The organism is Flavobacterium sp. NLM, from assembly GCF_002210235.1.
Taxonomy (GTDB): Bacteria; Bacteroidota; Bacteroidia; order Flavobacteriales; family Flavobacteriaceae; genus Flavobacterium; species Flavobacterium panici.
In genome coordinates, this window is record NZ_LIAC01000007.1 from 14,794 (window position 1) to 39,334 (window position 24,541).

18 protein-coding genes are annotated in these 24,541 nt (G+C 34.2%); 11 read left to right on the top strand and 7 right to left on the bottom strand.

Going from position 1 to position 24,541, the window contains the following annotated elements; all coding sequences use genetic code 11:
- Window positions 1–312 precede the first annotated feature (312 nt).
- The 4 genes from APR43_RS09765 to APR43_RS09780 all read left to right on the top strand — a co-directional run bounded on the left by APR43_RS09765 (window position 313) and on the right by APR43_RS09780 (window position 2,831).
- Complete coding sequence (locus APR43_RS09765; RefSeq protein ID WP_053469916.1) at window positions 313–1,443, top strand: Mrp/NBP35 family ATP-binding protein; 1,131 nt, start codon at window positions 313–315, stop codon at window positions 1,441–1,443.
- A gap of 75 nt (window positions 1,444–1,518) precedes the next feature.
- Window positions 1,519–1,758, top strand: a complete 240-nt coding sequence (locus APR43_RS09770) for a NifU family protein (RefSeq protein WP_053469915.1) — start codon at window positions 1,519–1,521, stop codon at window positions 1,756–1,758.
- Window positions 1,759–1,975: 217 nt separating this feature from the next.
- Window positions 1,976–2,455: a hypothetical protein gene (locus APR43_RS09775; RefSeq protein ID WP_053469914.1), complete on the top strand. Its 480-nt coding sequence runs from the start codon at window positions 1,976–1,978 to the stop codon at window positions 2,453–2,455.
- 58 nt (window positions 2,456–2,513) lie between these two features.
- Window positions 2,514–2,831 carry a 2Fe-2S iron-sulfur cluster-binding protein gene (locus APR43_RS09780; protein WP_012023404.1) on the top strand — a complete coding sequence of 106 codons (318 nt, stop codon included), beginning with the start codon at window positions 2,514–2,516 and terminating at the stop codon, window positions 2,829–2,831.
- 182 nt (window positions 2,832–3,013) lie between these two features.
- Here APR43_RS09780 and APR43_RS09785 read toward each other — a convergent pair whose 3' ends face one another.
- The 4 genes from APR43_RS09785 to APR43_RS09800 all read right to left on the bottom strand — a co-directional run bounded on the left by APR43_RS09785 (window position 3,014) and on the right by APR43_RS09800 (window position 7,852).
- A complete protein-coding gene (locus APR43_RS09785; RefSeq protein ID WP_053469913.1) occupies window positions 3,014–4,003 on the bottom strand; it encodes an aspartate-semialdehyde dehydrogenase in 990 nt (329 codons plus the stop codon).
- A gap of 122 nt (window positions 4,004–4,125) precedes the next feature.
- The gene (locus APR43_RS09790) at window positions 4,126–4,833 is read right to left on the bottom strand and encodes a hypothetical protein (protein ID WP_053469912.1); all 708 of its coding nucleotides are present in this window, start codon (window positions 4,831–4,833) and stop codon (window positions 4,126–4,128) included.
- Window positions 4,834–4,934: 101 nt separating this feature from the next.
- Window positions 4,935–5,315, bottom strand: a complete 381-nt coding sequence (gene mscL / locus APR43_RS09795; RefSeq protein ID WP_053469911.1) for a large conductance mechanosensitive channel protein MscL — start codon at window positions 5,313–5,315, stop codon at window positions 4,935–4,937.
- Window positions 5,316–5,383: 68 nt separating this feature from the next.
- On the bottom strand, window positions 5,384–7,852 hold the full coding sequence (locus APR43_RS09800; RefSeq protein WP_053469910.1) for a bifunctional UDP-N-acetylmuramoyl-tripeptide:D-alanyl-D-alanine ligase/alanine racemase: 2,469 nt from the start codon (window positions 7,850–7,852) through the stop codon (window positions 5,384–5,386).
- A gap of 328 nt (window positions 7,853–8,180) precedes the next feature.
- On the opposite strand from APR43_RS09800, the gene APR43_RS09805 reads away from it, so the two are divergent.
- A complete protein-coding gene (locus tag APR43_RS09805) occupies window positions 8,181–8,786 on the top strand; it encodes a hypothetical protein (RefSeq protein ID WP_053471480.1) in 606 nt (201 codons plus the stop codon).
- Here the strand turns inward: APR43_RS09805 and APR43_RS09810 are convergent.
- Window positions 8,781–9,488: a porin family protein gene (locus tag APR43_RS09810; RefSeq protein ID WP_053471481.1), complete on the bottom strand. Its 708-nt coding sequence runs from the start codon at window positions 9,486–9,488 to the stop codon at window positions 8,781–8,783. The two genes, APR43_RS09805 and APR43_RS09810, sit on opposite strands and share 6 nt — an antisense overlap.
- Before the next feature lie 214 nt (window positions 9,489–9,702).
- Here APR43_RS09810 and APR43_RS09815 point away from each other — a divergent pair, with 214 nt between their 5' ends.
- From APR43_RS09815 to APR43_RS09830, 4 genes are all read left to right on the top strand, one after another.
- A complete protein-coding gene (locus tag APR43_RS09815) occupies window positions 9,703–10,056 on the top strand; it encodes a hypothetical protein (protein ID WP_053471482.1) in 354 nt (117 codons plus the stop codon).
- 151 nt (window positions 10,057–10,207) lie between these two features.
- Complete coding sequence (locus APR43_RS09820) at window positions 10,208–12,415, top strand: TonB-dependent receptor (protein ID WP_053471483.1); 2,208 nt, start codon at window positions 10,208–10,210, stop codon at window positions 12,413–12,415.
- Between the two features lie 259 nt (window positions 12,416–12,674).
- Window positions 12,675–14,783 (top strand): prolyl oligopeptidase family serine peptidase, encoded by a 2,109-nt coding sequence (locus tag APR43_RS09825; RefSeq protein WP_053471484.1) that lies wholly within the window; start codon window positions 12,675–12,677, stop codon window positions 14,781–14,783.
- Between the two features lie 402 nt (window positions 14,784–15,185).
- Window positions 15,186–16,178, top strand: coding sequence for a Gfo/Idh/MocA family protein (locus APR43_RS09830; protein WP_053471485.1), 993 nt, complete (start codon window positions 15,186–15,188; stop codon window positions 16,176–16,178).
- A 313-nt stretch (window positions 16,179–16,491) separates the two neighbouring features.
- Here APR43_RS09830 and APR43_RS09835 read toward each other — a convergent pair whose 3' ends face one another.
- Complete coding sequence (locus tag APR43_RS09835; RefSeq protein ID WP_053471486.1) at window positions 16,492–17,463, bottom strand: outer membrane beta-barrel protein; 972 nt, start codon at window positions 17,461–17,463, stop codon at window positions 16,492–16,494.
- Between the two features lie 177 nt (window positions 17,464–17,640).
- Complete coding sequence (gene dnaE, locus APR43_RS09840) at window positions 17,641–22,179, bottom strand: DNA polymerase III subunit alpha (protein WP_053471487.1); 4,539 nt, start codon at window positions 22,177–22,179, stop codon at window positions 17,641–17,643.
- A 335-nt stretch (window positions 22,180–22,514) separates the two neighbouring features.
- Between dnaE and APR43_RS09845 the strand changes: the two genes are divergently transcribed.
- Together APR43_RS09845 and APR43_RS09850 are read left to right on the top strand one after the other, a co-directional pair.
- Window positions 22,515–23,318 (top strand): SDR family oxidoreductase, encoded by an 804-nt coding sequence (locus APR43_RS09845; RefSeq protein ID WP_053471488.1) that lies wholly within the window; start codon window positions 22,515–22,517, stop codon window positions 23,316–23,318.
- 71 nt (window positions 23,319–23,389) lie between these two features.
- Window positions 23,390–24,307 carry a helix-turn-helix domain-containing protein gene (locus APR43_RS09850; protein ID WP_053471489.1) on the top strand — a complete coding sequence of 306 codons (918 nt, stop codon included), beginning with the start codon at window positions 23,390–23,392 and terminating at the stop codon, window positions 24,305–24,307.
- Window positions 24,308–24,541: the final 234 nt, after the last annotated feature.

The following is a 24,541-nucleotide window of genomic DNA, read 5'->3' on the forward strand; positions in this document are numbered from 1 at the left end:
TCTTAGATTTAAGGCACTCAAATTTAATCAAGATATTTGACAATTCTTACATTTACTGCTGTAAATTTCATACATTTTAGTATTCGTTATAATTATAAGAAATCATTACAGAATAAGGTTTCAAAACCTATTTTTGAATTTTAATGGTTTTAAATAATCAGGATTCATCATTTTGGCTAATCTCAATATCAATAAATACAATTTAAAAGGGTTTAAATCCGAACTTAATCTGTTATCTTTGCAGTCTGAAATCAGTTTAAATTAATATAGATTTTTAAATCGGTTTCTTTCCATATATAATAGCACAATAAAATGAAATTAGATAGAAAAGAAATTCTTAAAGCTTTAGAAACAATCACTATAGCTGGAGAAGGAAAAAATATGGTCGAAAGCGGTGCGGTTGCTAACGTACTTACTTTTGGCGACGAAGTTGTTGTTGATTTAGTATTGCATACGCCAGCGATGCATATTAAAAAAAGAGCTGAAGACGATATTAAAAAAACGATTCACGAATTAATATCTACCGATGCTAAAATTAAAGTAAATATTAAAGTTGAAACTCCGGAGAAAGCCGAAATTAAAGGTCGTGCTATTCCGGGAATTAAAAATATTATTGCCGTTGCTTCCGGAAAAGGAGGAGTTGGTAAATCAACCGTTACTGCAAATATTGCCGTTACGCTTGCAAAAATGGGTTTTAAAGTTGGAGTTTTAGATGCCGATATTTATGGGCCTTCTATGCCAATTATGTTTGATGTTGAGAATGAAAAACCGGTTTCGATTACTGTTGACGGAAAATCGAAAATGAAACCAATTGAAAGTTATGAAATTAAAATGCTTTCTATTGGATTTTTTACAGCACCAAGCCAGGCAGTAATCTGGAGAGGTCCAATGGCTGCAAAAGCATTAAACCAAATGATCTTTGATGCAGACTGGGGAGAATTAGATTTCATGCTTCTTGATTTACCTCCGGGAACTGGAGATATTCACCTTTCTATCATGCAGTCTTTACCTATTACGGGAGCTGTTGTAGTAAGTACACCGCAGGCTGTAGCTCTTGCCGATGCTAAAAAAGGAGTTTCGATGTTTATGCAGGATAATATTAATGTTCCTGTTTTGGGAATTATCGAAAACATGGCTTACTTTACACCTGAAGAATTGCCAAATAATAAATATTATATCTTTGGACAAGAAGGTGCAAAAAATCTTGCAGCAGATTTAGATGTTCCGTTTTTAGGGGAAGTTCCAATTGTACAGTCTATTCGTGAAGCGGGAGATTACGGACGTCCTGCAGCTTTACAAACTGCATCGCCTATTGAAGCTGTTTTTGAAGAAATCACCAGAAACGTAGTTCAGGAAGTAGTAAACAGAAACGAAAGTCTTCCTGCTACTGAAGCCATTAAAATTACAACTATGGCAGGCTGCTCTGCAGTTAAAAAAAATTAAATAATTAGATAATGAGATAATACGGCAATTAGATAATTATCTAATTGGCACATTTTCACAATTGACACATTAATTATGACAACAGAAGAATTAACAAATAATGTTTTATTGGCCTTAGACGAAATCAGGCCATTCTTAAAGTCTGACGGCGGAGATATTTCGCTAATTTCTATAGATGACGATAAACATGTAAAAGTTCGTCTGGAAGGCGCATGCATAAGCTGCAGCGTAAACCAGATGACACTTAAAGCCGGAGTAGAAACTACTATAAAAAAATATGCACCGCAAATTGAAACTGTGGTAAATATCATGTAACAAAAAACGATATTTTTCCTGTTGTTTTTGATTTGTTGAATTAACAAGAATAATAGGCCTTTAAGTGGAAAGATTTATAAAAATTCAATAAACCAGCTCGATTATTGTGGTTTTTTGAGGATTTCATAAAAAACAATATAAAGATTTAAGAGTTTTAGTTAACTATTTGTTACATTTTTAACTTAAATTTGTGACATAACCCTTAATCTTATATTTTATGAAGAAATTTTACACTCTATTTTTGTTAGTGTTTTTTGCGTCAGGCATTTATGCGCAAAATAAAACAGTTGTTGTTGACAAAGCTTGGATAAGCGAAGCCGAAGAATGGTCAGATTTTACATACTCAGGAAAAATTGTATTTTCAATTAACCCTGCTGATGTACCTGGAACTTTAAGTATTGGGAATTATGATTTCTTGTACGATTTTGTTGATGGAAAAGGAAAATTTTCAAACAAAGCTACTTACAGTTCAGCGCAATTTTCTAATCCGAGAAAGGTTTCTGCAACGACAGACAAACAAGGAGTTTTAAACTCTACTTACGAAGGCACATTAATTTTTCAATCTGACAGAGATTATTATTCAGTAGTTGCTGTTATTACAATTCTTGAGAAAAGCGATACTATTTTAGGCGTAAAAATGCGTCTTAAAGAAAGCAACGGAAAAGAATACGCTTTTAGCACAAAACCTACGAGTTAGTATAAATACGAGGATTTTTTCACGTTATAAAATCCTACCAATAAAATTCCAATAATAAATGGATGTATTAATAAAGATTAAAGATCGAGAAGGAGTTATACACGAATTACAGGCTCCGACTGATATGGCAATGAATATAATGGAGTTATGCAAGGCATACGAACTTCCTGTTGAAGGAACCTGTGGAGGAATGGCCATGTGTGCTTCCTGCCAGTGTTATGTTCTAAATGATGTTGCGTTACCAGAAATGGGAGATGAAGAAGAGGCTATGCTTTCGGAAGCGTTTTATGTTAAATCTAATAGCCGTTTAGGCTGTCAGATCCCAATTACTGAAGAATTAGAAGGACTCGAATTAGAACTGGCTCCTGAATATTAAAAATACAAAAGCGAGAATCAAATTGGTTCTCGCTTTTTTTATCGTTACGATTTAAACCTGACAGGTTTATAAAAACCTGTCGGGTTTCTGTTCTCTATACACAAACAAAAGGCATCAAAAAAGCCGTAATTACATTGCTGCAATTACGGCTTTTTCTTTATAACAATTTTCTTTAATCTCTATTATACCAAACCTGCTGCGATTAAATATTCAGCAATTTGAATCGTGTTTGTTGCAGCACCTTTTCTTAAGTTATCAGCAACGATCCATAGGTTTAATGTGTTTGGCTGGCTTTCATCACGACGGATTCTCCCAACAAATACATCATTTTTACCTTCTGCATATAATGGCATTGGGTAAGTAAATGTATCTAAATTATCCTGCACCACTACTCCATCAGTATTGTGTAGAATTTCACGAACTTCATTTACTTCAAAATCATTTGTAAACTCAACATTTACTGCTTCGCTATGTCCACCCACAACCGGTACACGAACTGCAGTAGCTGTAACTCTGATAGTGTTATCACCAAGAATTTTTTGAGTTTCACGTACTAATTTCATTTCTTCTTTAGTGTATCCGTTATCTTCAAAACTATCGCAGTGAGGAATTGCATTTCTGTGAATTGGATATTTGTAAGCCATTTCACCCTGAATTCCTGCGTACTCGTTTTCTAATTGTTTCACCGCTTTTACACCAGTTCCTGTAATAGATTGGTAAGTAGAAACGATGATTCTTTTAATGTTGTATTTTTTATGCAAAGGAGCCAAAGTCATTACCATTTGAATAGTAGAACAGTTTGGATTTGCAATAATTTTATCTTCTTTTGTTAATATAGATGCATTAATTTCTGGAACTACTAATTTCTTAGTCGGGTCCATTCTCCATGCAGATGAATTGTCAATAACAGTTGTTCCGGCTGCAGCAAATTTTGGAGCCCATTCTAAAGATGTATCACCACCAGCAGAAAAAACTGCGATATCAGCTTTCATATCTACAGCGGTCTGTAAACCAACAACTTTATATTTGGTTCCTTTATATTCAATTTCTTTTCCTACTGATCTTTCAGATGCAACAGGAATTAATTCTGTAACAGGAAAATTTCTTTCTGCTAAAACTTTAAGCATTACTTCGCCAACCATTCCGGTAGCACCTACAACTGCAATTCTCATTATTTATATTTTTAAATAGCTATTAATCTAATTTTACTCTGCAAAAATAGTTATAATAGAAACGAAAACAATACGCTTCACAAAAAATAACAAAATGTTATAAATTAAACAAGGTGTTTTATTTAAGAATAAAAAATTACTATTCCATCCCTAATGTTTTCAATCTTTCTACTTAATTCTACAGCATTAAATAATATAGACTCACTATTACTCACCAACCTTTCATCTTCCATTGCAGAATCAAAATGACTTTCTACAACGTTATTCAATAACTCGTTTTTTTCAAGATTTTCAATAGTAACAATTAATTCATTTTTTTCATCAAGATTATCACATTCATTAAGTTGTATTTTACTATGTAGAAGCATAATATATTCGAGTTCTCGTGTAAACTCGTCTCTTTCTATATTCATCCTATCTCTTTCATCATAATTCCAACTTGAATAATCTACTGATTCAGAATCACCAAGACTTAAAAGAAAAAGACTTGCACAGCCATGTGATATATCATGTATTAATTCGAAACCAAATTCATGCATTTTTTTTACGAATCTCTCGTTTTCTGGATTATAACCCCACCCAACAGATACTTCATAAATATAATTTTTAATATCATTTAATTCATCTCTATTCAATAATAACGTATCCTCTTTAACTTTCTGAATTATAATACTTGCATCAGTTGCAGAATATGTATCCCCTTCCTTAATGTTTTTCTCAATCAAGTAGTTTCTGAAAAAAGCATACTTATCTTCTTCTTTTTCTAGCTCAATAAACTTAGCTTTTAAAATATCTCTTTTTAAAAGATAAAAATCTACATGACAACCCATAAATTAGTTCTTATTTTTTTCTAATCTGAAAGAAAACAGATTAAAAAAACCGCTCCAATCAAGAAGCGGTTAAGTTAGACTTAGTGTAGCGGTATTATATCTTATTTATTTTTTAATAAATCTCTAATTTGAGTAAGCAGTTCTTCCTGAGTTGGTCCGGCTGGTGCAGCGGGAGCAGGATCTTCTTTCTTTTTAAGATTGTTTATTCCTTTAATAATCAAGAATAAAACAAAAGCAACGATTATAAAGTTAATTACTGCCGAAAGAAACAAACCATATTTTACACCTCCAAAAGCCGTCAGTTCTTCAATAGTGGATAAATGTGCCGCATCTAATGCCGGTTTCAATATCAATGGCGTTATTACATTTTCAATTAATGAGCTTACAATTTTACCAAAAGCTGCTCCAATAATCACACCGACAGCCAAATCGACTACGTTGCCTTTCATTGCAAATTCCTTAAATTCTGAAAATACACTCATAATTATTTCTTTTAGTTTATAAATTAATTATACCGAAAATACGTAATTTTCTTTAGAGTTTCCAAAATCTATCTAAAAAATACTCGTTTCACACGCTGCGAAATACTTGTCATTATTTCATAAGGAATGGTTTTTAAAGCTTCGGCCATTTCGATAACGGTTGGGCTTTCGCCGAAAATAATTACCGAATCGCCTTCTTTACAATCAATATGACTTACATCAACCATTAACATATCCATGCAGACACTTCCTACGATATAGGCTTTTTGATTTTTAATGGTTACAAAACCAACCTGATTGCCCCATAATCTCGAAATTCCATCTGCATAACCAATTGGGATTGTGGCAATTTTGGTTTCTTTTTCGGCCATAAAACGACGCCCGTAACCTACGCTGTCGCCAGTTGGAATAGTGCGAACTTGTGAAATAATAGATTTTAATGTACCTACATTTTCCAAATATTTCTGCTCTAACGGATCGTTTGAAACGCCGTATAAACCAATTCCTAAACGAACCATATTATATTGTGCATCTGGGAAATTACTAATTCCGGATGTATTTAAAATATGGCGAATTGGGTTTATGTTTAATTCCGACATTAATTTTGAAGATAATTTCTCAAATAAATTAATCTGTTGAATGACAAAATCATAATGGTTCATGTCGTCACTTGTTGCCAAATGCGATAAAATACTTTGAACACGAACGGTTGAATTTCCTTTTAAAGTTGCAATTAATTCATCGATTGTATTGTCTTCAAAACCTAAACGATGCATTCCGGTGTCGACTTTGATATGAATTGGAAAATCTTTTAAATTCTTTTCTCTGGCAATTTTCAAAAAGGCATTTAATCCTTTTATACTGTAAATTTCAGGTTCTAATTTATATTGAATTATCGACGGAAAACTGGTCGATTCAGGATTCAAAACCATAATTGGCAATTTGATTCCGCCGTTTTTCAGCGAAATTCCTTCATCGGCGAAAGCCACACCTAAATAATTCACTTTATTATGTTCGAGTAATTTTGCAATTTCAAGTCCGCCGTTTCCGTAACCAAAAGCTTTCACCATCACCATGATTTTTATATCGTCGGCTAGTTTTGATTTGAAGTAATTTAAATTATGATTGATGGCGTCAAGGTTAATTTCGAGAACTGTTTCATGCGTTTTTTCTTCTAGCAGCGAAACAATTTCTTCAAACTGAAATGACCTTGCTCCTTTTATTAAAATGGTTTCGTTATTGAAATTCAAGTTTTCAATTTCGGCAATAAATTCTGCCGTATTTCGAAACATCGTGCTGTTTGGGAATTTATCTGCAAAAGATGAAATCGTAGTTCCAATTCCGATAACGCGGTTGATTTTATTATCCGAAATTAACTGTGCAACTTTAGAATAGAGTTCTTCATTTGAAAATCCACTTTGAAAAATATCTGATAATATGACCGCTTTTGAAGCATTTTTTTTCTGGCTTTCTAAAAAGTCTAAAGCAATTTTCAGCGATTGAAAATCCGAGCTGTAACTATCATCAATTAAACTGCAATTGTGAATTCCGTTTTTAACTTCAAGACGCATTTCGACCGGATAAAGCAGTTTTACACGATTTTGAATAACCTCAAAATCATAGTTAAAACGCAGTAAAACCAATAAGCAGGAAATGGTATTTTCTATAGATGCAGAATCACTAAACGGAATCTCTAAATTGTAAACTTCGTCTTTATATTGGTATTTAATGATTGTCGAATCGTTTTTAGTTTCTTTCATCAGAATAAAAACATCGGCAGTAGCGTCTGTAAAACTCCATGAAAATAAAGTTCTGTTTTGAAGTGGATATTCGACAGAAAAATCTAAAAGACACTGATCTACCAATTCATTTTTTTGATAAATGATTACGGCTGATTTTTTGAAAAGCAATAATTTTTCTTTGATTTTTTGTGTCAGATTTTCGAAACCTTCATCGTGTGCAGAACCTATACTGGTTAAAACACCAATATTTGGTTTGATGATTTTTTCGAGGTTAACCATCTCGTTAACTGTCGAAATTCCGGCTTCGAAAATTCCTAAATTATGTTTCTCATTTATGGCAATAACAGAAAGCGGAACGCCAACTTGCGAGTTATAACTTTTTGGGCTTCGGATAATATTATAGTCGGGACTTAAAAGGAAATTCAACCATTCTTTCACGATGGTTTTTCCGTTGCTTCCGGTTAAACCAATTATAGGAAAGTCGAATAAATCACGATAATAACCCGCCAATTCCTGAAGGGCTTTGAGCGTATTTTTTACGACAAAAAAATTGGCTTTTCCTTTTACATTTTCGGGAATATACTGAACGACAAAATTCTGAACGCCTTTTTCTATCAATTCGGAAATATACAAATGAGCATCATTATTGACTCCGGAAAGGGCAATAAACAATGTTTTAGACCCGTTTTGTAAAGAACGGCTGTCGATCGAAATATGATCTACAAAAATATCAGAATCTGAACCTATCCATTCGGCGTTAAAAACTGGGATTAGGCTTTTTAAATTTATGCTCATTTAGTAATTTCTTTTTGTCAAATTTAAAAAAAGGTTTGCCATGAATTCATTTTTAGATGTAAAAAAGAGTTTGCCACGAATTACACTAATTTCCACGAATTATATTATTTGTTGAATGCTCAAATATTAGCCACAGATTAAAAAGATTCTCACAGATTAGAAATCCTTTTAATCCTTTTAATCTGTGGCAAAAAATTAAAAAAATAATTCGTGGAAATTAGTGTAATTCGTGGCAAAAAAATATGCTAATAATTTGTGAAAATTTACGCAGTTAATTGCAAAAAACATTAATTCCTTATATTTGTTCAATACCACAAAATAATACGTTTTGAAAAAAATACTTCCATTATTCTCCTATATACTCCATCCGATTTTTATATCGATGTACGCTACATTATTATACCTTTATTGTAAGGATGATATTTTTACAACGCAGGAAAAATATTTTGTTCTGTTTCAAATTTTGGTTATTACCATTATTGTTCCCATTCTGTTTTTCATGCTGTTACGCTCAACCGGACACGTAAAATCGATGATGCTTCCGGAAAACTCTCAACGTCGCATTCCGCTTATTTTACAATGCTTTTTATATATTTTATTAGTAAAAAGAAGTATTGTAATTATCCGTTATCCTGAATTGCATTTCTTTTTTCTGGGTGCGCTATTTAGTACAATATTAGCCTTGGTATGCTCGCTTTTTAAAATTAAAGCCAGTCTGCATATGACCGCTATTACAGGGTTTACAATCTTTGCAATTGGATTAAATATTCATTTACAAATGCACAATCCGTATTGGGGTGCGTTGTTAATTTTATTGTCGGGAATTGTGGCTTCATCCCGATTAGAAATGAATGCTCATACACCAAAAGAAATATCAATTGGTTTGTTAATTGGTGTTTTGCCTCAGGTATTATTTTTGTATTTGTGGTTATAAAATGTAGAATATCAATCCTGCATTGAGCGTTTTCATGGTTACTTTTTCTCCACTTAATGTGGTAACACCATCTTTAAACAGCGGACTCAAACCATAATACAAATAAACATTCCAGGTATTGTAACCCGCAGAAATATACGGCCCGTATTGGAATTTATTAATGGCATCATTATTATTTATACGATATGTATTTTCGCCATCGTCTAAAATAGAAGTACTAGAAAAGATATAACTTAATTTTACTCCGCCATAAATTCTCCAGAATTTTGTGCTTTCATAAGTCGAATTACGCCATCTAAATTCTATTGGAAGTTCTACAGAATATTGTCTGTATCGATTTGAAGAAATTTCTCCGGCATCTACAACATTATAAACTACGGCTCCGTTTCCATCTTTTGAAATACCAAAATTTTGATAGTAATTTTGATAACTCAATCCTAAACCAGCTGCAATAGAAACTGTTCTGGTTTTATTGATTGGCATGTCGCGCAAAAATCCGCCCGAAAGTCCAAGGGAAAATTTGTTCTGTTTGAATTTTTGAGGAATATCTGTAAACATATTATAGGTTACAGAAAAATAAAACTGATCTTCTCTGTACAAAGAATCTATTTTAACTATAGGTTTTATTTCTGCTTTGACATCTTCTTGCGAAAAAGCATTAAAAAAAGAAACTAAAAACAAACAGCTAAATAGAAATCGCATATAATTTTTTGAGTTTAAAAGAGGTTCTGTAAAATAAACGCTTAATCGAATCGATTTATTTCACTTACAAATATAATATAATGATAGTTCAGGTAGCGATTAGAAAGCAATTATTCTGTTTTTGATGACGAATATTTGTGTTTGCTGAACTTTTTTCAAAGAATCTGCATTAGAATTCAAAAAATGAATTTGATCTTTTATACCTTTGTCCTGTATGAAGAAAAAACAGCTCATATTAAGTTTCTCTTTTGCTGTCACAATATTGTTCTCGATATTGTTTCAGTCTATACACAGTTATGAGCATATTGTAAAACAGCTTTCAGAAAAACAATGTCACCACAATTATAATGATCCAAGTGGCGAAATAACGCATCAGCACCATAATTACGACCTTTGTTATGTTTGTAATTTTGCTTTTGGAAGTTATATTGTTCCTGAAACTTTTTCTTTTCAATTTCATTCTTTCAGCAGTGAAATCCCTTATTTTTTCCCGCTGTCAGAAAAGATTTTCTCCGTTTCAACAACTTCGTATTTATTACGAGGCCCTCCCGCTGCTATAGTTTCTTAATAATTCAACATCTCTTTTTTTAAAATCTAAATTCAAAACAACTTTGAGTTTCCTAATCCTGTTTATTAAATTGGGATTAGAATACTTTACTGTTCGTTTAGGTTTTTCATTTAAAAGAAGAAAATCCATTTAACTATAGCAAAATTTTCAAATGAAAAAATTAATAATTGCCCTTGTTTTAGGGTTTTCGGGCTTGCTTTCTGCCCAAAATTCGGTTTCAGGAACAGTAACTGATAATCAAAACCAGCCATTACCGGGCGTTTCTGTTTACGCTCAGGAATTGCATAAAGGAACAACGACTGATGCAAACGGAAAATACGAATTAAACAATCTTCCAAACGGGAATTTACGCCTGTCTTTTTCTTATGTTGGATATGCTACTCAAAATAAAAACATCTTAAAATTAGTAAAACAAAATACTGTTGACGTAACACTCGAAGAATCTATTTTAGAAATGGATGAAGTTGTGGTTTCTACGCCTTTCAACAAATTGCAATCGCAAAACGTAATGAAAATCGAGCATGAAAGCATTAAAACTTTACAGCAAAAAGGGACTTCAACTTTAATTGAAGGTTTAGCTACAATTCCCGGAGTTTCGCAAATTTCTACCGGAACATCTATTGGTAAACCGGTTATTCGCGGGTTGAGCGGAAACCGTGTTTTAGTATATTCTCAAGGCGTTCGTATCGAAAATCAGCAGTTTGGAGACGAACATGGTTTAGGCTTAAACGACGCCGGAATTGAAAGTGTTGAAGTTATTAAAGGCCCGGCATCGCTATTGTACGGTTCTGATGCTTTAGGAGGAGTTTTATACTTTAATCCTGAAAAATTTGCTGATGCCGGTACTTTTAAAGCTAATTTCAGTCAAAAATATTTTACAAATACGGAAGGAAGTAATTCTTCTATTGGATTAAAAACGTCTACTGATAACTGGAAATTTTTGGCGCGCGGAAGTTACAACACCCATTCTGATTATAAAATTGCTGATGGTGACCGCGTAACAAACTCTCGTTATAATGAAACGGATTTTAAAACTGGGATTGGCTACAGTAATTCAAGTTTCTCAAGTGTTTTAAGATACAATTACAACAAACTGGATATTGGGATTCCTGAAGATGGAATTGCAGAACAATCTTCAAGCAAAGACACGCAGTTTCCGAGACAGGGAATTTTTAATCATTTATTGAGTTTAAACAATGTGATCTTTTTTGAAAACTCGAAACTTGATGTTGATTTAGGTTATATTTCAAATGACAGAAGTGAGTTTGAAGACAGTAACAATGCTTCACTTCACATGAAACTGAATACTTTGAATTACAATTTAAAATATCATTTTCCTAAATTCGGAAAAATTGAAACGATTGTAGGTGTTCAGGGAATGCATCAAACGAATAAAAATTCGGGAGAAGAGTATTTAATTCCTGATGCAACTACGAATGATTTTGGTGTTTTTGGAACTGCAAATTACGAATGGGATAACAGCGTTTTACAAGCCGGATTACGTTTTGACAATAGAAACGTTACTTCTGATGCGCACGGAATTGAAGGCGAAGAAGGTTATTTTTTACCTCTTGACAAATCTTTTGACAGTTTTAATGCTTCTTTAGGATATAAAACAAAACTGGCTGAACCGCTTACACTTCGTTTAAATGTTGCAACCGGATTTAGAGCGCCAAACTTAGCGGAGTTAACTTCAAACGGGGTTCACGAAGGAACAAATCGCTATGAAATTGGAAATGCTGATTTGAAAACGGAACAAAACGTTCAGACTGATTTAAACTTAGAATACAAAAACACGCATTTTGAATTTTTCGTAAACGGATTCTACAATCACGTAAACAATTATATCTACACTTCGCCAACTGGAGAAACGCGTGACGATAATGATGTTTTTGCTTATGTTCAGGATAATGCACAATTGTACGGAGGTGAAGCTGGTATACACTTTCACCCGCATCCTTTAGACTGGCTGCATTTTGAAACTAGTTTTGAAACTGTAACGGGTAAAAAAGATAATAACGATTACCTGCCGTTAATTCCTGCCAACAACTGGAATAATACGCTTAGAACTGAATTTAATATCAAAAACTGGTTAAGTGAAGGTTTTGCTTCATTAAACGTTTCTTCAACTTTCAGCCAGGATAATGTGAGCGGTTTTGAAACGGCTTCTAAAGGGTATACTTTGGTTAATTTAGGTTTTGGAGGAACGATAAAATTGGGTAAAACGGCTTTTGATATCAACCTGAACGGAAACAATTTATTCGACAAAAAATACATTGCGCACCTTTCAAGATTAAAAACAGACGGAATACCAAATATTGGCAGAAACATTGTTCTGGGCGTTAATTTCAATTTATAATTTTATTTAACCGCAAAGAGCGCAAGGAGTTTTCGCAAAGTTCGCAAGGTTTTATTTAAGCTTTGTGATTAGAAAATATCCTATAGTATTTGAAAAATCTCGCAAAGACGCAGAGACGCAAAGTTTTAAAATTCTTTGCGACTTCGCGTCTTTGCGAGATTAAAAACATTGCGTACTTTGCGAAAAGACTTTGTGTCTTTGCGGTTAAAAAATATCTCACAAAAAGTGCTATTTTTGTTACAACTGTTAATCAAAAACTATGAAAAAAACCTTTCTTATAATGGCAATTACAACTGCAGGAATTTCATTTGGACAAAATAAGATTCAATACCCGGAAACTAAAAAAGGAGAAACTTTCGACGTATATTTTGATACCAAAGTAAGCGATCCGTATCGTTGGCTTGAAGATGATAAATCTGCTGAAACCGGGGCTTGGGTAAAGGCTGAAAATGAAGTAACTTATGGATATTTAGATAAAATTCCGTTTCGCGAAGAGCTTAAAAAGCGAATGGAAAAACTTTGGAACTACGAAAAAATAGGCGCTCCGTTTAAAGAAGGAAAATCTACTTATTATTACAAAAATAACGGACTTCAAAATCAATCTGTTGTTTACAGAAAAGATCAAAGCGGAAAAGAAGAAATTTTTCTGGATCCGAATACTTTCTCGAAAGACGGAACTACTTCTCTTGGCGGTTTAGATTTTTCTAAAGGTGGAAACAAAGCGGCTTATTCTATTTCTGAAGGAGGAAGCGACTGGAGAAAAGTGATTATTATTGATGCTTTATCTAAAAAAGTTCTGGAAGATACTCTTGTTGATGTAAAATTCAGCGGTATTTCATGGCTTGGAAATGAAGGTTTTTATTATTCTAGTTATGATAAACCAAAAGGAAGCGAGCTTTCTGCAAAAACAGATCAGCACAAATTGTATTTTCATAAGTTAGGAACTTCTCAAAAAGAAGATAAAGTAATTTTTGGTGCAGATCAAAAAAGAAGATATGTTGGCGGTTATGTGACCGAAGACAATCATTATTTAGTAATTACAGCTGCTAATTCGACTTACGGAAATGAACTTTATATTAAAGATTTAAAAACACCAAACAGTCCGATTATTACCATTGTAGACAACTTCAACAGTGATAATAATATTATCGAAAATGAAGGAAGTAAATTGTTTATACAAACGGATTATAACGCTCCTAACGGCCGTGTGGTTTCGGTAGATTTCAGTAATCCAAAACAGGAAAACTGGAAAGATTTTATTAAAGAAACAGAGAATGTTTTATCTCCATCTACAGGCGGCGGCTATTTCTTTGCCAATTATACAAAAGATGCTGTTTCATTGGTTTTACAATACGATTACAGCGGAAAACTAGTTCGCGAAATTAAACTTCCTGCTGTTGGAACTGCCGGAGGATTTGGCGCAAAAAAGGAAGAAAAGATTTTATACTACAGTTTTACAAACTATACAACTCCGGGAACCATTTTTTCTTTTGAACCAAAATCTGGTAAATCAGAAGTATATCAAAAACCAAAAGTTGATTTTAAAAGTGAAGATTACGAGTCTAAACAAGTTTTCTACACTTCAAAAGATGGTACAAAAGTTCCGATGATTATTACGTATAAAAAAGGAACAAAATTAGACGGTAAAAACCCAACGATTCTTTACGGTTATGGCGGGTTTAATATTAGTTTGACTCCTGCATTTAGTATTTCGAATGCGGTTTGGCTGGAAAACGGAGGCGTTTATGCAGTTGCCAATTTAAGAGGCGGCGGTGAATATGGTAAAAAATGGCACGATGCAGGAACAAAGCTTCAAAAGCAAAATGTATTTGATGATTTTATCGCTGCTGCAGAATATCTAATTGCTCAAAAGTATACTTCATCTGATTATTTAGCGATTCGCGGAGGATCTAATGGTGGTTTATTAGTGGGTGCAACAATGACTCAGCGTCCTGATTTGATGAAAGTAGCTTTGCCTGCGGTTGGTGTTATGGATATGCTTCGTTACCATACTTTTACAGCTGGTGCGGGTTGGGCATACGATTACGGAACGGCTCAGGATAACAAAGAAATGTTTGAATACTTAAAAGGATATTCACCTGTTCAAAACGTTAAAAGCGGTACTAAATATCCGGCAACAATGGTTACAACCGGAGATCATGATGATCGTGTTGTTCCGGCGCACAGTTTTAAATTTGCTGCTGAATTACAGGATAAACAAGCGGGAGAAAATCCTGTTTTAATTAGAATTGATGTAAAAGCGGGTCACGGCGCAGGGAAATCTGTTGCGGCTACAATCCAGGAGAATGTAGACATCCAGGCTTTCACTCTTTATAATATGGGATTTAAAGCTTTACCTAAGAAGTAAGACTTTAAGTTAAAATTTTATAGCCACGAATTTACTTTTGTGAATTCGTGGCTATTTTTTTGCCACAGATTAAAAGGATTAGATGGATTTTTAAAATCTGTGTGAATCTTTTTAATTTGTGGCTTTATTAATTTGTTTCACGCAGATTTTGCAGATTAAGCTGATTCTATGTGTAAAATAAATCTGTGGAATCTGCAAATCTGCGGGAAAAAATAATTCGTGAATTTGTGTCTATTTTTTGCCACAGATTAAAAGAATTAAAATGATTATTATATATGCTTTTATTATTAATCTGTGAAAATCTATTTAATCTGTGGCAAAACTTCAAAAAATAATTCGTGGAAATTAGTGCAATTCGTGGCAAACCTTTTTTTAAATTTGAATAACTAAAATAACCAAACGATGAAAATTATAAAATGGGGAATTATAGGCTGCGGGAACGTAACGGAAGTAAAAAGCGGACCAGCTTTTCAGAGGGCTCCGAATTCTGCTTTGGTTGCTGTGATGCGAAGAGATGCAAAGCTTGCCGAAGATTACGCCAAACGCCATAACGTTCCGAAATGGTATTCGAATGCAGTCGATTTAATAAACGATCCTGAAGTTGATGCGGTTTATATTGCTACGCCGCCATCTTCTCATAAAGAATATACTCTTTTGTGTGCCAAAGCCGGAAAACCTGTTTATGTTGAAAAACCTATGGCTTTGACTTTTGAAGAATGTAATGAAATGATCAGCGCCTGTAAAGAACATAATGTTCCTTTATTTGTTGCTTATTACAGAAGAGGCTTACCACGCTTTTTAAAAATAAAAGAAATAATTGACAAGGGAAAATTAGGAAACATACGTCATGTAAATACTGTTTTATATCATCCTTTTGAAGCTCGTTACGACGACGAAATTAATCTTCCGTGGACAGTTTTACCGCATATTTCAGGTGGTGGGATTTTTGTTGATCTGGCTTGTCATACGTTAGATTTTCTGGATTTTGTTTTAGGTCCGATAAAATCTGTTCGCGGACATGCGACTTCTCAATTGCAGGCTTATCCTGCAGAAGACTCGGTTTCGATGTCGTTTTTATTTGCAAACGGAATTCACGGATCTGGTTTGTGGAATTTCGCCAGTTTTGAGCGTTATGACAATACTGAAATTGTGGGCGATAAAGGTAAAATCTCGTTTTCAACTTTCGGAAATGATCCAATTCATATTCAATATGCAAATGGCAAAAAAGAAAGTATTACAATAGAAAATCCGCTTCATATTCAGCAGCCTTTTATAGAAACTGTAATGGCTGAGCTTTTAGGTAAAGAAGGTGCTTCTCCGTCAAAAGGAATTTCAGGAGCAAGAACGACCTGGGTTATTGATGAAGTTTTAAAGGAGTTTAGGAATTCGAAATAATTTCAATTGCCTCCAGCTTTAGCTGGAGGATAAAAATTAAAACATATTCAAAGGCTTTAGCCAAAAACGTTTGTTTGGCTAAAGCCTTTTTAAATTCAATTCTATCAACCTCCAGCTAAAGCTGGAGGCAATTGAATAAATCTTGTCATTTCGACTAAAAGGAGAAATCGCACTAGAAACTCGACAAAGATTGGCGATTCTCTTTGTGGATTCCCGAGTGCGATTTCTCCTTTCAGTCGAAATGACAAAAAACAAAAAGGATATTCTTTCGAATATCCTTTTCTTCAAAAAACTATAAAACGTCTATAAAAAATTATAGGCTGTATTTTAAACCTACAGTTAATCCTAAACCAGAAATTCCAACATAAGAACTCAATTCGTCCATTTTGTCATTTGGTCTTGTTGTATCAGCTGTATCAGTTGTAGCAGTGTTTGGATTAAATAAAGGGTTATTAGAATTTACATCTAATCTATCGTGATATACAGTATATCTCTGTGATGTATTTCTAGTTGCTAAAGCATCCTGTCCGTTTACTGTATATTCTATAGTTTCTTTAGTTTTACCATGAACAGTAAAGTTACGGTATTCTAATTCTGCAAAAGCAGAAATGTGTTTTCCTAATTTATAAGATGTTCCTAAAGTCGCCATAAATCCAAGAGTCGGATTTGGTTTTACTACATCTTTAGAATAAATATTTGTTGTGCTTACAACATTATTCCCTACATAAGATGTAAGTTCTCTATCCGTTTTAATATCTAATGTACCATGAATTGGAACAATAACCCCAACTTTAGTATATGGTTCAAAACCATGAGCTTCACCTAAAAACATTACAATTGCCGGAGCGATATCAAAAGCTTTGATTTGTCCATTAGCCTCAAAACTAATGTAAGTTGCAACATTATTAGCTGGTGTATATGAATAAAGTCTATCAGTAGTTTGAGCCATTGTTTTGCTATTACTAATGTAGTAGTTAGCTCCTAACTCAACTCCTAAACGTGTAGAAAAACGGTATCCTGCAGTAATTCCACTTCTAAAACCTTGTCCAAAAGAACCTGTAATACTTTCTCTTGATACTAATTTATTATTTGCTAATGTTCCTGAATAAACATCTCTGTTTGGTGCCTGGCCTCCTACTTCTGGAAACTCAGTTGAAGCAGTTTGGTTGAAATATGACCCACCCAATTTAAAGTACCAGCTTTCTGGTTTGTCCGCTTTTTCTGTCTGCGCCATAGTAGCCATAGAGCAAACTAATAATCCTAATAAAAATAGGTTCTTTTTCATAATTCTGATTTAATTAATTTATACAAACTTAGAATTTTTTAACATATTCTTATAATTTGCATTGTTAGACTTGGAACGAAATCGTTGTAATTTCGGGCAATATTACTAAAAAAGTATTATGCATGCATAATTTTAACACTAAAATTTTAGATTCTATTAAATTTTAACTGTTAAAATTTAGTTCAGCTTAAAATTTATCTGCATTTTCTCTAATTCCTGAAGAAGTTCTGCCGAAATCCTAATTTTTAATCTTCTGCTTGGCATCGTTAATTTGGTTACAACTTTCACTTCTTCGACTTCTTTTACTTCCTGCATTTTAGCTTCTCCGGCAACAGTTTCATTATCATCATTTTCATCTTCAAAAACGGCATCTTCACTGTCTTCAAATTCACTTGTGGTTTCAACCTCAACTAAACGCTTGACATTTTCAATTTCCATGATGTCAAAACTCACGGTATTTTCGCCTTTATTTTCATTAAATAAATGACTTAATTTATGAATAAAATCAGGCTGAAGATCTTTGATATTTAATAAAAGAATCAATTTTTTAGCAAAAGCTTCTAAAATATCCTGAAGCTGTCGTACCTCAACAAACTGCATTCTAGGTTCTGATTTTTTACCTGTATCATGATTTACCCAGCCGTCTTTTATCAAAATTTTCAGGTAAGCAAAATTATTCTGAATCAGGAAATGGCGGAATTTTAAGTATTCTTCACCAAAAATTTTAAACTCAAAACTTTCATCATAGCCTTCTAAGTTAAATACCGCCCAGCCTTTTCCATTTTTGGCTACACGATGCTGTACGTTATTAATGATTCCGGCGAAGTTTAAATTTTTACCTACATATTCATTCATACTTTTCAAGGCCTCTAATCGAGCGTTGCAGAAGTATTTCATTTCAAATCTAAAATCATCAAGCGGATGTCCGGAAATATAAATACCTACAACCTCTTTTTCTTTTGCCAGTTTTTCCATTGTACTCCAGTCTTCACATGGCGGTACAACAGGTTCTGCAATTTGTACTTCGCTGGTTTCTCCAAATAAACTTACCTGCGATGAGTTTTCATTTTCCTGAAATTTTGATCCGTAACGCATCGCTTTTTCGTAGAATGTAATTCCATCGCCATCATCATGAAAATACTGCGCTCTGGTTGTTCCTTCAAATGAATCAAAACCTCCGGCAAGTGCTAAGTTTTCAATTGCTTTTTTATTGGCTGCACGCAAATCGATTCGTTTCGCCAAATCAAAAATTGACTTATACCTTCCATCTTTTCTGTTTTCAACAATAGTTTCAACAGCTCCGGAACCAACACCTTTAATCGCTCCCATTCCAAAACGAACAGCGTAATTATCGTTTACCGTAAATTTATAGTATGATTCATTTACGTCTGGACCCAAAACCTGCAATCCCATACGTTTACATTCTTCCATAAAAAACGAAACTTGTTTGATATCGTTCATGTTATTCGAAAGTACCGCTGCCATATATTCGGCCGGATAATGTGCTTTCAAATAAGCCGTTTGATAGGCAATCCACGCATAGCAAGTCGAGTGTGATTTGTTGAAGGCGTAACTCGCAAAGGCTTCCCAGTCTTTCCAGATTTTCTCCAGAATTTTGGCATCGTGACCTTTTTGTGCTGCTTGTTCAACGAACTTCGGCTTCATTTTATCCAGTACGTCTTTTTGTTTTTTACCCATCGCTTTACGCAAAACGTCGGCCTCACCCTTTGTAAATCCTGCCAAAGACTGAGACAAAAGCATTACCTGCTCTTGGTAAACCGTAATTCCGTAGGTTTCTGATAGATATTCCGCACAGGCATCTAAATCGTATTTGATTTCCTCGTCACCGTTTTTTCTTCGAACGAAAGACGGAATATATTCCAAAGGTCCCGGACGATACAATGCATTCATGGCAATTAAATCTCCAAAAACTGTTGGTTTAAGGTCTTTCATGTATTTCTGCATTCCGGGCGACTCGTATTGGAAAATTCCAACGGTTTCACCTCTTTGGAAAAGCGCATACGTTTCTTCATCATCAATTGGAAACGTGTCTGGATCCAGATCAATTCCTGTTCTGTATTTTACCAGTTTTACGGTATCTTTAATCAGCGTAAGGGTCTTCAGACCCAAGAAGTCCATTTTCAGCAATCCGGCACTTTCTGCAACCGAGTTATCAAACTGCGTTACATATAAATCAGAATCTTTTGCTGTCGTTACGGGAACGTAATTCGTAATATCCGATGGTGTAATGATTACCCCGCAGGCGTGAATTCCCGTGTTACGCATCGATCCTTCAAGGATTTTTGCCTGCTGAATGGTTTCTCCTGCCAAATCACCTTCATTGGCAATGGCGATTAATTCTTTTACATTATCAAATTCGTCAGAACGAAGCGCTTTTTTAACTTCCTCTTCACTCTCTGAAATAAAACGCGCCAAATTCCATTTTGACGGCATCATTCCCGGAATCAGTTTCGCAATTCTATCGGCTTCAAATAATGGTAAATCCAATACACGAGCCGTATCACGAATAGCTGATTTCGTCGCCATTTTACCATAAGTGATAATCTGCGCCACCTGTTTTTGACCGTATTTGTTGATTACATAATCCATTACACGTCCACGACCTTCATCATCAAAGTCAATATCAATATCGGGCATCGATACACGGTCAGGATTTAGGAAACGCTCAAAAAGTAAATCGTATTTAATGGGGTCAATATTGGTAATCCCTAGACAATACGCAACGGCAGAACCCGCTGCAGATCCACGTCCGGGACCAACCGATACGTCCATTTTTCTGGCCTCGGCAATGAAATCCTGTACAATCAAAAAGTAACCCGGATATCCTGAATTTGAAATCGTTAATAATTCAAAATCCAGACGTTCCTGAATAGATTCTGTAATTTCTCCATATCGTTTTGCGGCACCAACCATTGTAAGGTGTCGCAGGTATTTATTTTCACCTCGAACCCCTCCGTCCGCTTCATCTTCAGGAACTATAAATTCTTCCGGAATATCAAACTTTGGAAGTAATACATCTCGGTAAAGCGAATATCCTTCAACCTTATCAATAACTTCCTGAATGTTGATAATCGCTTCGGGCAGATCAGAAAAGAGTTTTTTCATCTCCTCTTCTGACTTGAAATAGTATTCCTGATTTGGAAGTCCGTAACGGTAACCACGCCCGCGTCCTATAGGTGTTGCCTGCTTTTCACCGTCTTTTACACAAAGTAAAATATCGTGCGCATTGGCATCTTCTTTATTTAAATAATAGGTATTGTTGGTCGCAATTAATTTGACATTGTGTTTTTGCGAAAATTCAATCAGGGTTTTGTTGACACGATTTTCATCTTCCTGATTGTGGCGCATTACTTCCAGATAGAAATCTTCGCCAAATTGTTCTTTCCACCAAATCAAAGCATCTTCGGCTTGGTTTTCACCAATGTTCAGGATTTTACTCGGAATTTCTCCGTATAAATTCCCAGACAAAACCATTATGTCTTCTTTGTATTTTTCGACTATATTTTTGTCAATTCTCGGAACATAATAAAATCCTTCGGTATAAGCAATCGAAGCCATTTTAGCCAGATTATGATAACCGGCTTTGTTCTTAGCCAATAAAACAACCTGATAACCGTTATCTTTTTTGCTTTTGTCTAAATGGTTTTCACAAATATTAAACTCGCAGCCTACGATTGGTTTTACTTCTGTTTCTGTCGGTTCTTCTCCGGCTTCAACCAAAGCTTTGTTTTTTCCTGATGCTGCTTTGTTGTGGTTCATAACGGCGCTCACAAAGTGAAAAGCTCCCATCATGTTTCCGGTATCAGTCATGGCAACGGCCGGCATTCCGTTTTTGGCTGCAGCCGCCACAATATTTCCAATTCCAATAGTAGATTGTAAAACCGAAAACTGCGTATGATTGTGTAAATGTGCAAATTTTGCCGCTTTAAAATCTGCTTTATCAGATTCTGAAACGGTAGTTTGGCTATCGTCAATTTGTAATGCTTTAAGCTGTTCTCTGATTTTATCAGAAGCTGCTTTTAAGTTGATGTGTTTTAAACCAATAAGCTTAAACGGCTCCGAATTTCTTTCCTGAAAGTCTTTGAAATAACCCTGCGGAACGTCTAATTCTTCTTTTGTAAAAACTTCTCTTCTAACCAATTCCAGGAAACAACGCGTAGTTGCCTCAACGTCGGCAGTTGCGTTGTGCGCTTCCGCAAAAGGCTGGTCAAAAAGATAGCTGTGTAATTCGGTCAAAGTTGGAAGTTTGAATTTTCCTCCACGACCTCCGGGAAGCTGTAATAATGAAGCCGTAACTTCGGTACAAGTATCCAAAACAGGCATTGAACTCATTTGAGAGTCAACTCCCATTCTATGGAATTCGGCTCCCATAATGTTAACGTCAAAACCTAAATTCTGTCCAACAATAAATTTGGTTTTGCTTAAAGCGATATTGAATTTCTCTAAAACTTCTGCCAGCGAGATTCCATCGGCTTCAGCCAATTCAGTTGAGATTCCGTGGATACGTTCGGCATCATACGGAATATTAAATCCTTCTGGTTTTACCAAATAATCCTGATGCTCAATAAGCTGTCCCATTTCGTCATGTAACTGCCACGCAATTTGTATACAGCGAGGCCAGTTATCAGAATCGGTTATTGGGGCATCCCAGCGTTTTGGTAATCCGGTTGTTTCGGTATCGAATATTAAATACATAGAGTTGTAAAAAAGTCAAATTTTAAAGTTCCAAATTCCAAGTCTTTCATATTGCAAAATACTGACAATATGAAACATAACAAAATACGAAATGAAAAATGGAAGAAGTTCAAATTTACGCTTTTTTTTAAGCGAAAGAAAAACGAAGTTATCAACAAAAGCATAATTAACATCTTTGTTTTCTAAACATAAAAAGAACCGAATTTGATTCTTTTTTTCTTAAAAAACTCCGATTATTCATTTTGGATACTCATTAGACCAAAATGAACACTTTTAAGCTGTACTGTATGCTGAACTTTGCTTCATCAAATTATAACAATTAAAAAATAATAATCATGAAAACAATTTTTATCACAGGCGCATCATCAGGTTTAGGAAAAGCAACAGCAAAATTATTTCAAGCAAAAGGCTGGAATGTAATTGCAACAATGAGAACTCCAGAAAAGGAAACTGAACTTGCTGGTTTAGAAAATGTAACGCTTTTACCTTTAGACGTTACGAATTATGACCAAATACAAAGCACGGTTCAAAAAGCTATTGCATTAAGCGATATTGATATCGTTTTTAATAATGCCGGATACGGATTAATTGGCCCTTTGGAAAGTTTTAACGATGACCAAATCACGAAACAATTAAACACTAATTTATTAGGAACCATTCGCATAACGAATGCTTTTATTCCATATTTCAGAGAAAAAAGAAATGGATTATTTATCTCAACTACTTCAATTGGTGGATTGATTTCTTTTCCTTTAGGTTCTGTTTATCACGCAACAAAATGGGGATTAGAAGGCTGGAGCGAAAGTATGGCTTATGAATTGAATCAATTTGGAATCAATATTAAAACAGTTTCTCCAGGTGGCATTAAAACAGAATTTTTACACGGTTCTCTTGATACCGGAGTTAAACCTGAATACCAAGCAATGGCAGACAAAATGTTCGAAAATGTAGATGTAATGTTTGAAATGGCATCGACTCCAGAACATATTGCCGATGTTGTTTATGAAGCTGCTACAGACGGAAAAACAAAACTAAGATATGTGGCGGGAGAAGATGCAAAAGCACTTTACCAACAAAGACTGGAACAAGGTGACGAAGTTTTTCGCGCTTCATTTGGCAAACAATTTTTGGGAGCCTAATTTATTACTAATACCGCTCAGGTTTTGATGATCTGTGCGGTATTAATTTTCATTTTTTATACCTTTATATCATGGAAAAGAAAAACAATACTCCAACCAAAATTTCCTCTGTATCGCAGTTTCATACTTTATTTGATCTGCCAAAACCACTGCATCCTATGATCAGTTTGGTTGATAATAAAATACTGGCTGTTAAAGCGGAAACGAATAACTATTTTTTACTCGATTTTTATAAAATATCTTATAAATATTCTACTAATGGCAAAATGGGTTACGGTCAGGGTTATTATGATTTTAACGAAGGCGGTTTAATGTTCACTTCTCCCAACCAATTGATTTTTACTGATAATGAAGAAGGAACCGAATATCACGGTTATACTTTGTTCTTTCACCCTGATTTTATTAGAAATTATCCTTTAGGGAAAAATATCAAAAAGTATGGTTTCTTCTCCTACGATACTAATGAAGCACTGCATCTTTCTGACAGCGAAAAAACAACTATTATAGGTTTATTAAATAGCATTGACAATGAACTTCATACGGCTATTGACGAAATGAGCCAGGATGTTATTATTTCCTATATCGATGTTTTACTGAATTACAGCAATCGTTTTTACAAACGTCAATTTATTACGAGAAAAACGGTCAGCAATGATTTATTACTTAAAGTAGAAAATACTTTAAATGATTATTTCAATAATGCCGAAACCTTAAAAAGAGGTCTGCCTACAGTAGATTTTCTTGCTTCACAAGTAAATGTTTCCAGTCATTATTTAAGTGATATGCTTCGCAATTTAACGGGACAAAATGCACAGCAGCACATTCATTCGAAACTAATAGAAAAATCAAAAGATTTCCTGATGACGACAAATCTTTCGGTAGCAGAAATTGCCTATCAATTGGGTTTTGAATATCCTCAGTCATTTAGCAAACTGTTTAAAAAGAAAACCAATCTTACTCCATTAGAGTTTAAAAACTCATTGAATTAATCTTCAAAATTATTCTCTTCAAAAAAGCCCTTTTTCTCTTAAAAAAGCATAAAATTTCATAAAAATATACTTCTTGGATGTCGTAGTATTTAGATGGTTTATTGAATCTAAATAACGTCATAAAAACTCTTTTAAAAGCCTTCAAAAACCACCAAAGCGTTCTTTTTGCAAAGAAATCAAAACTAACAATTATTACTATTTTTATTCATTTTGTTAGATTTTTTCAATTAAATT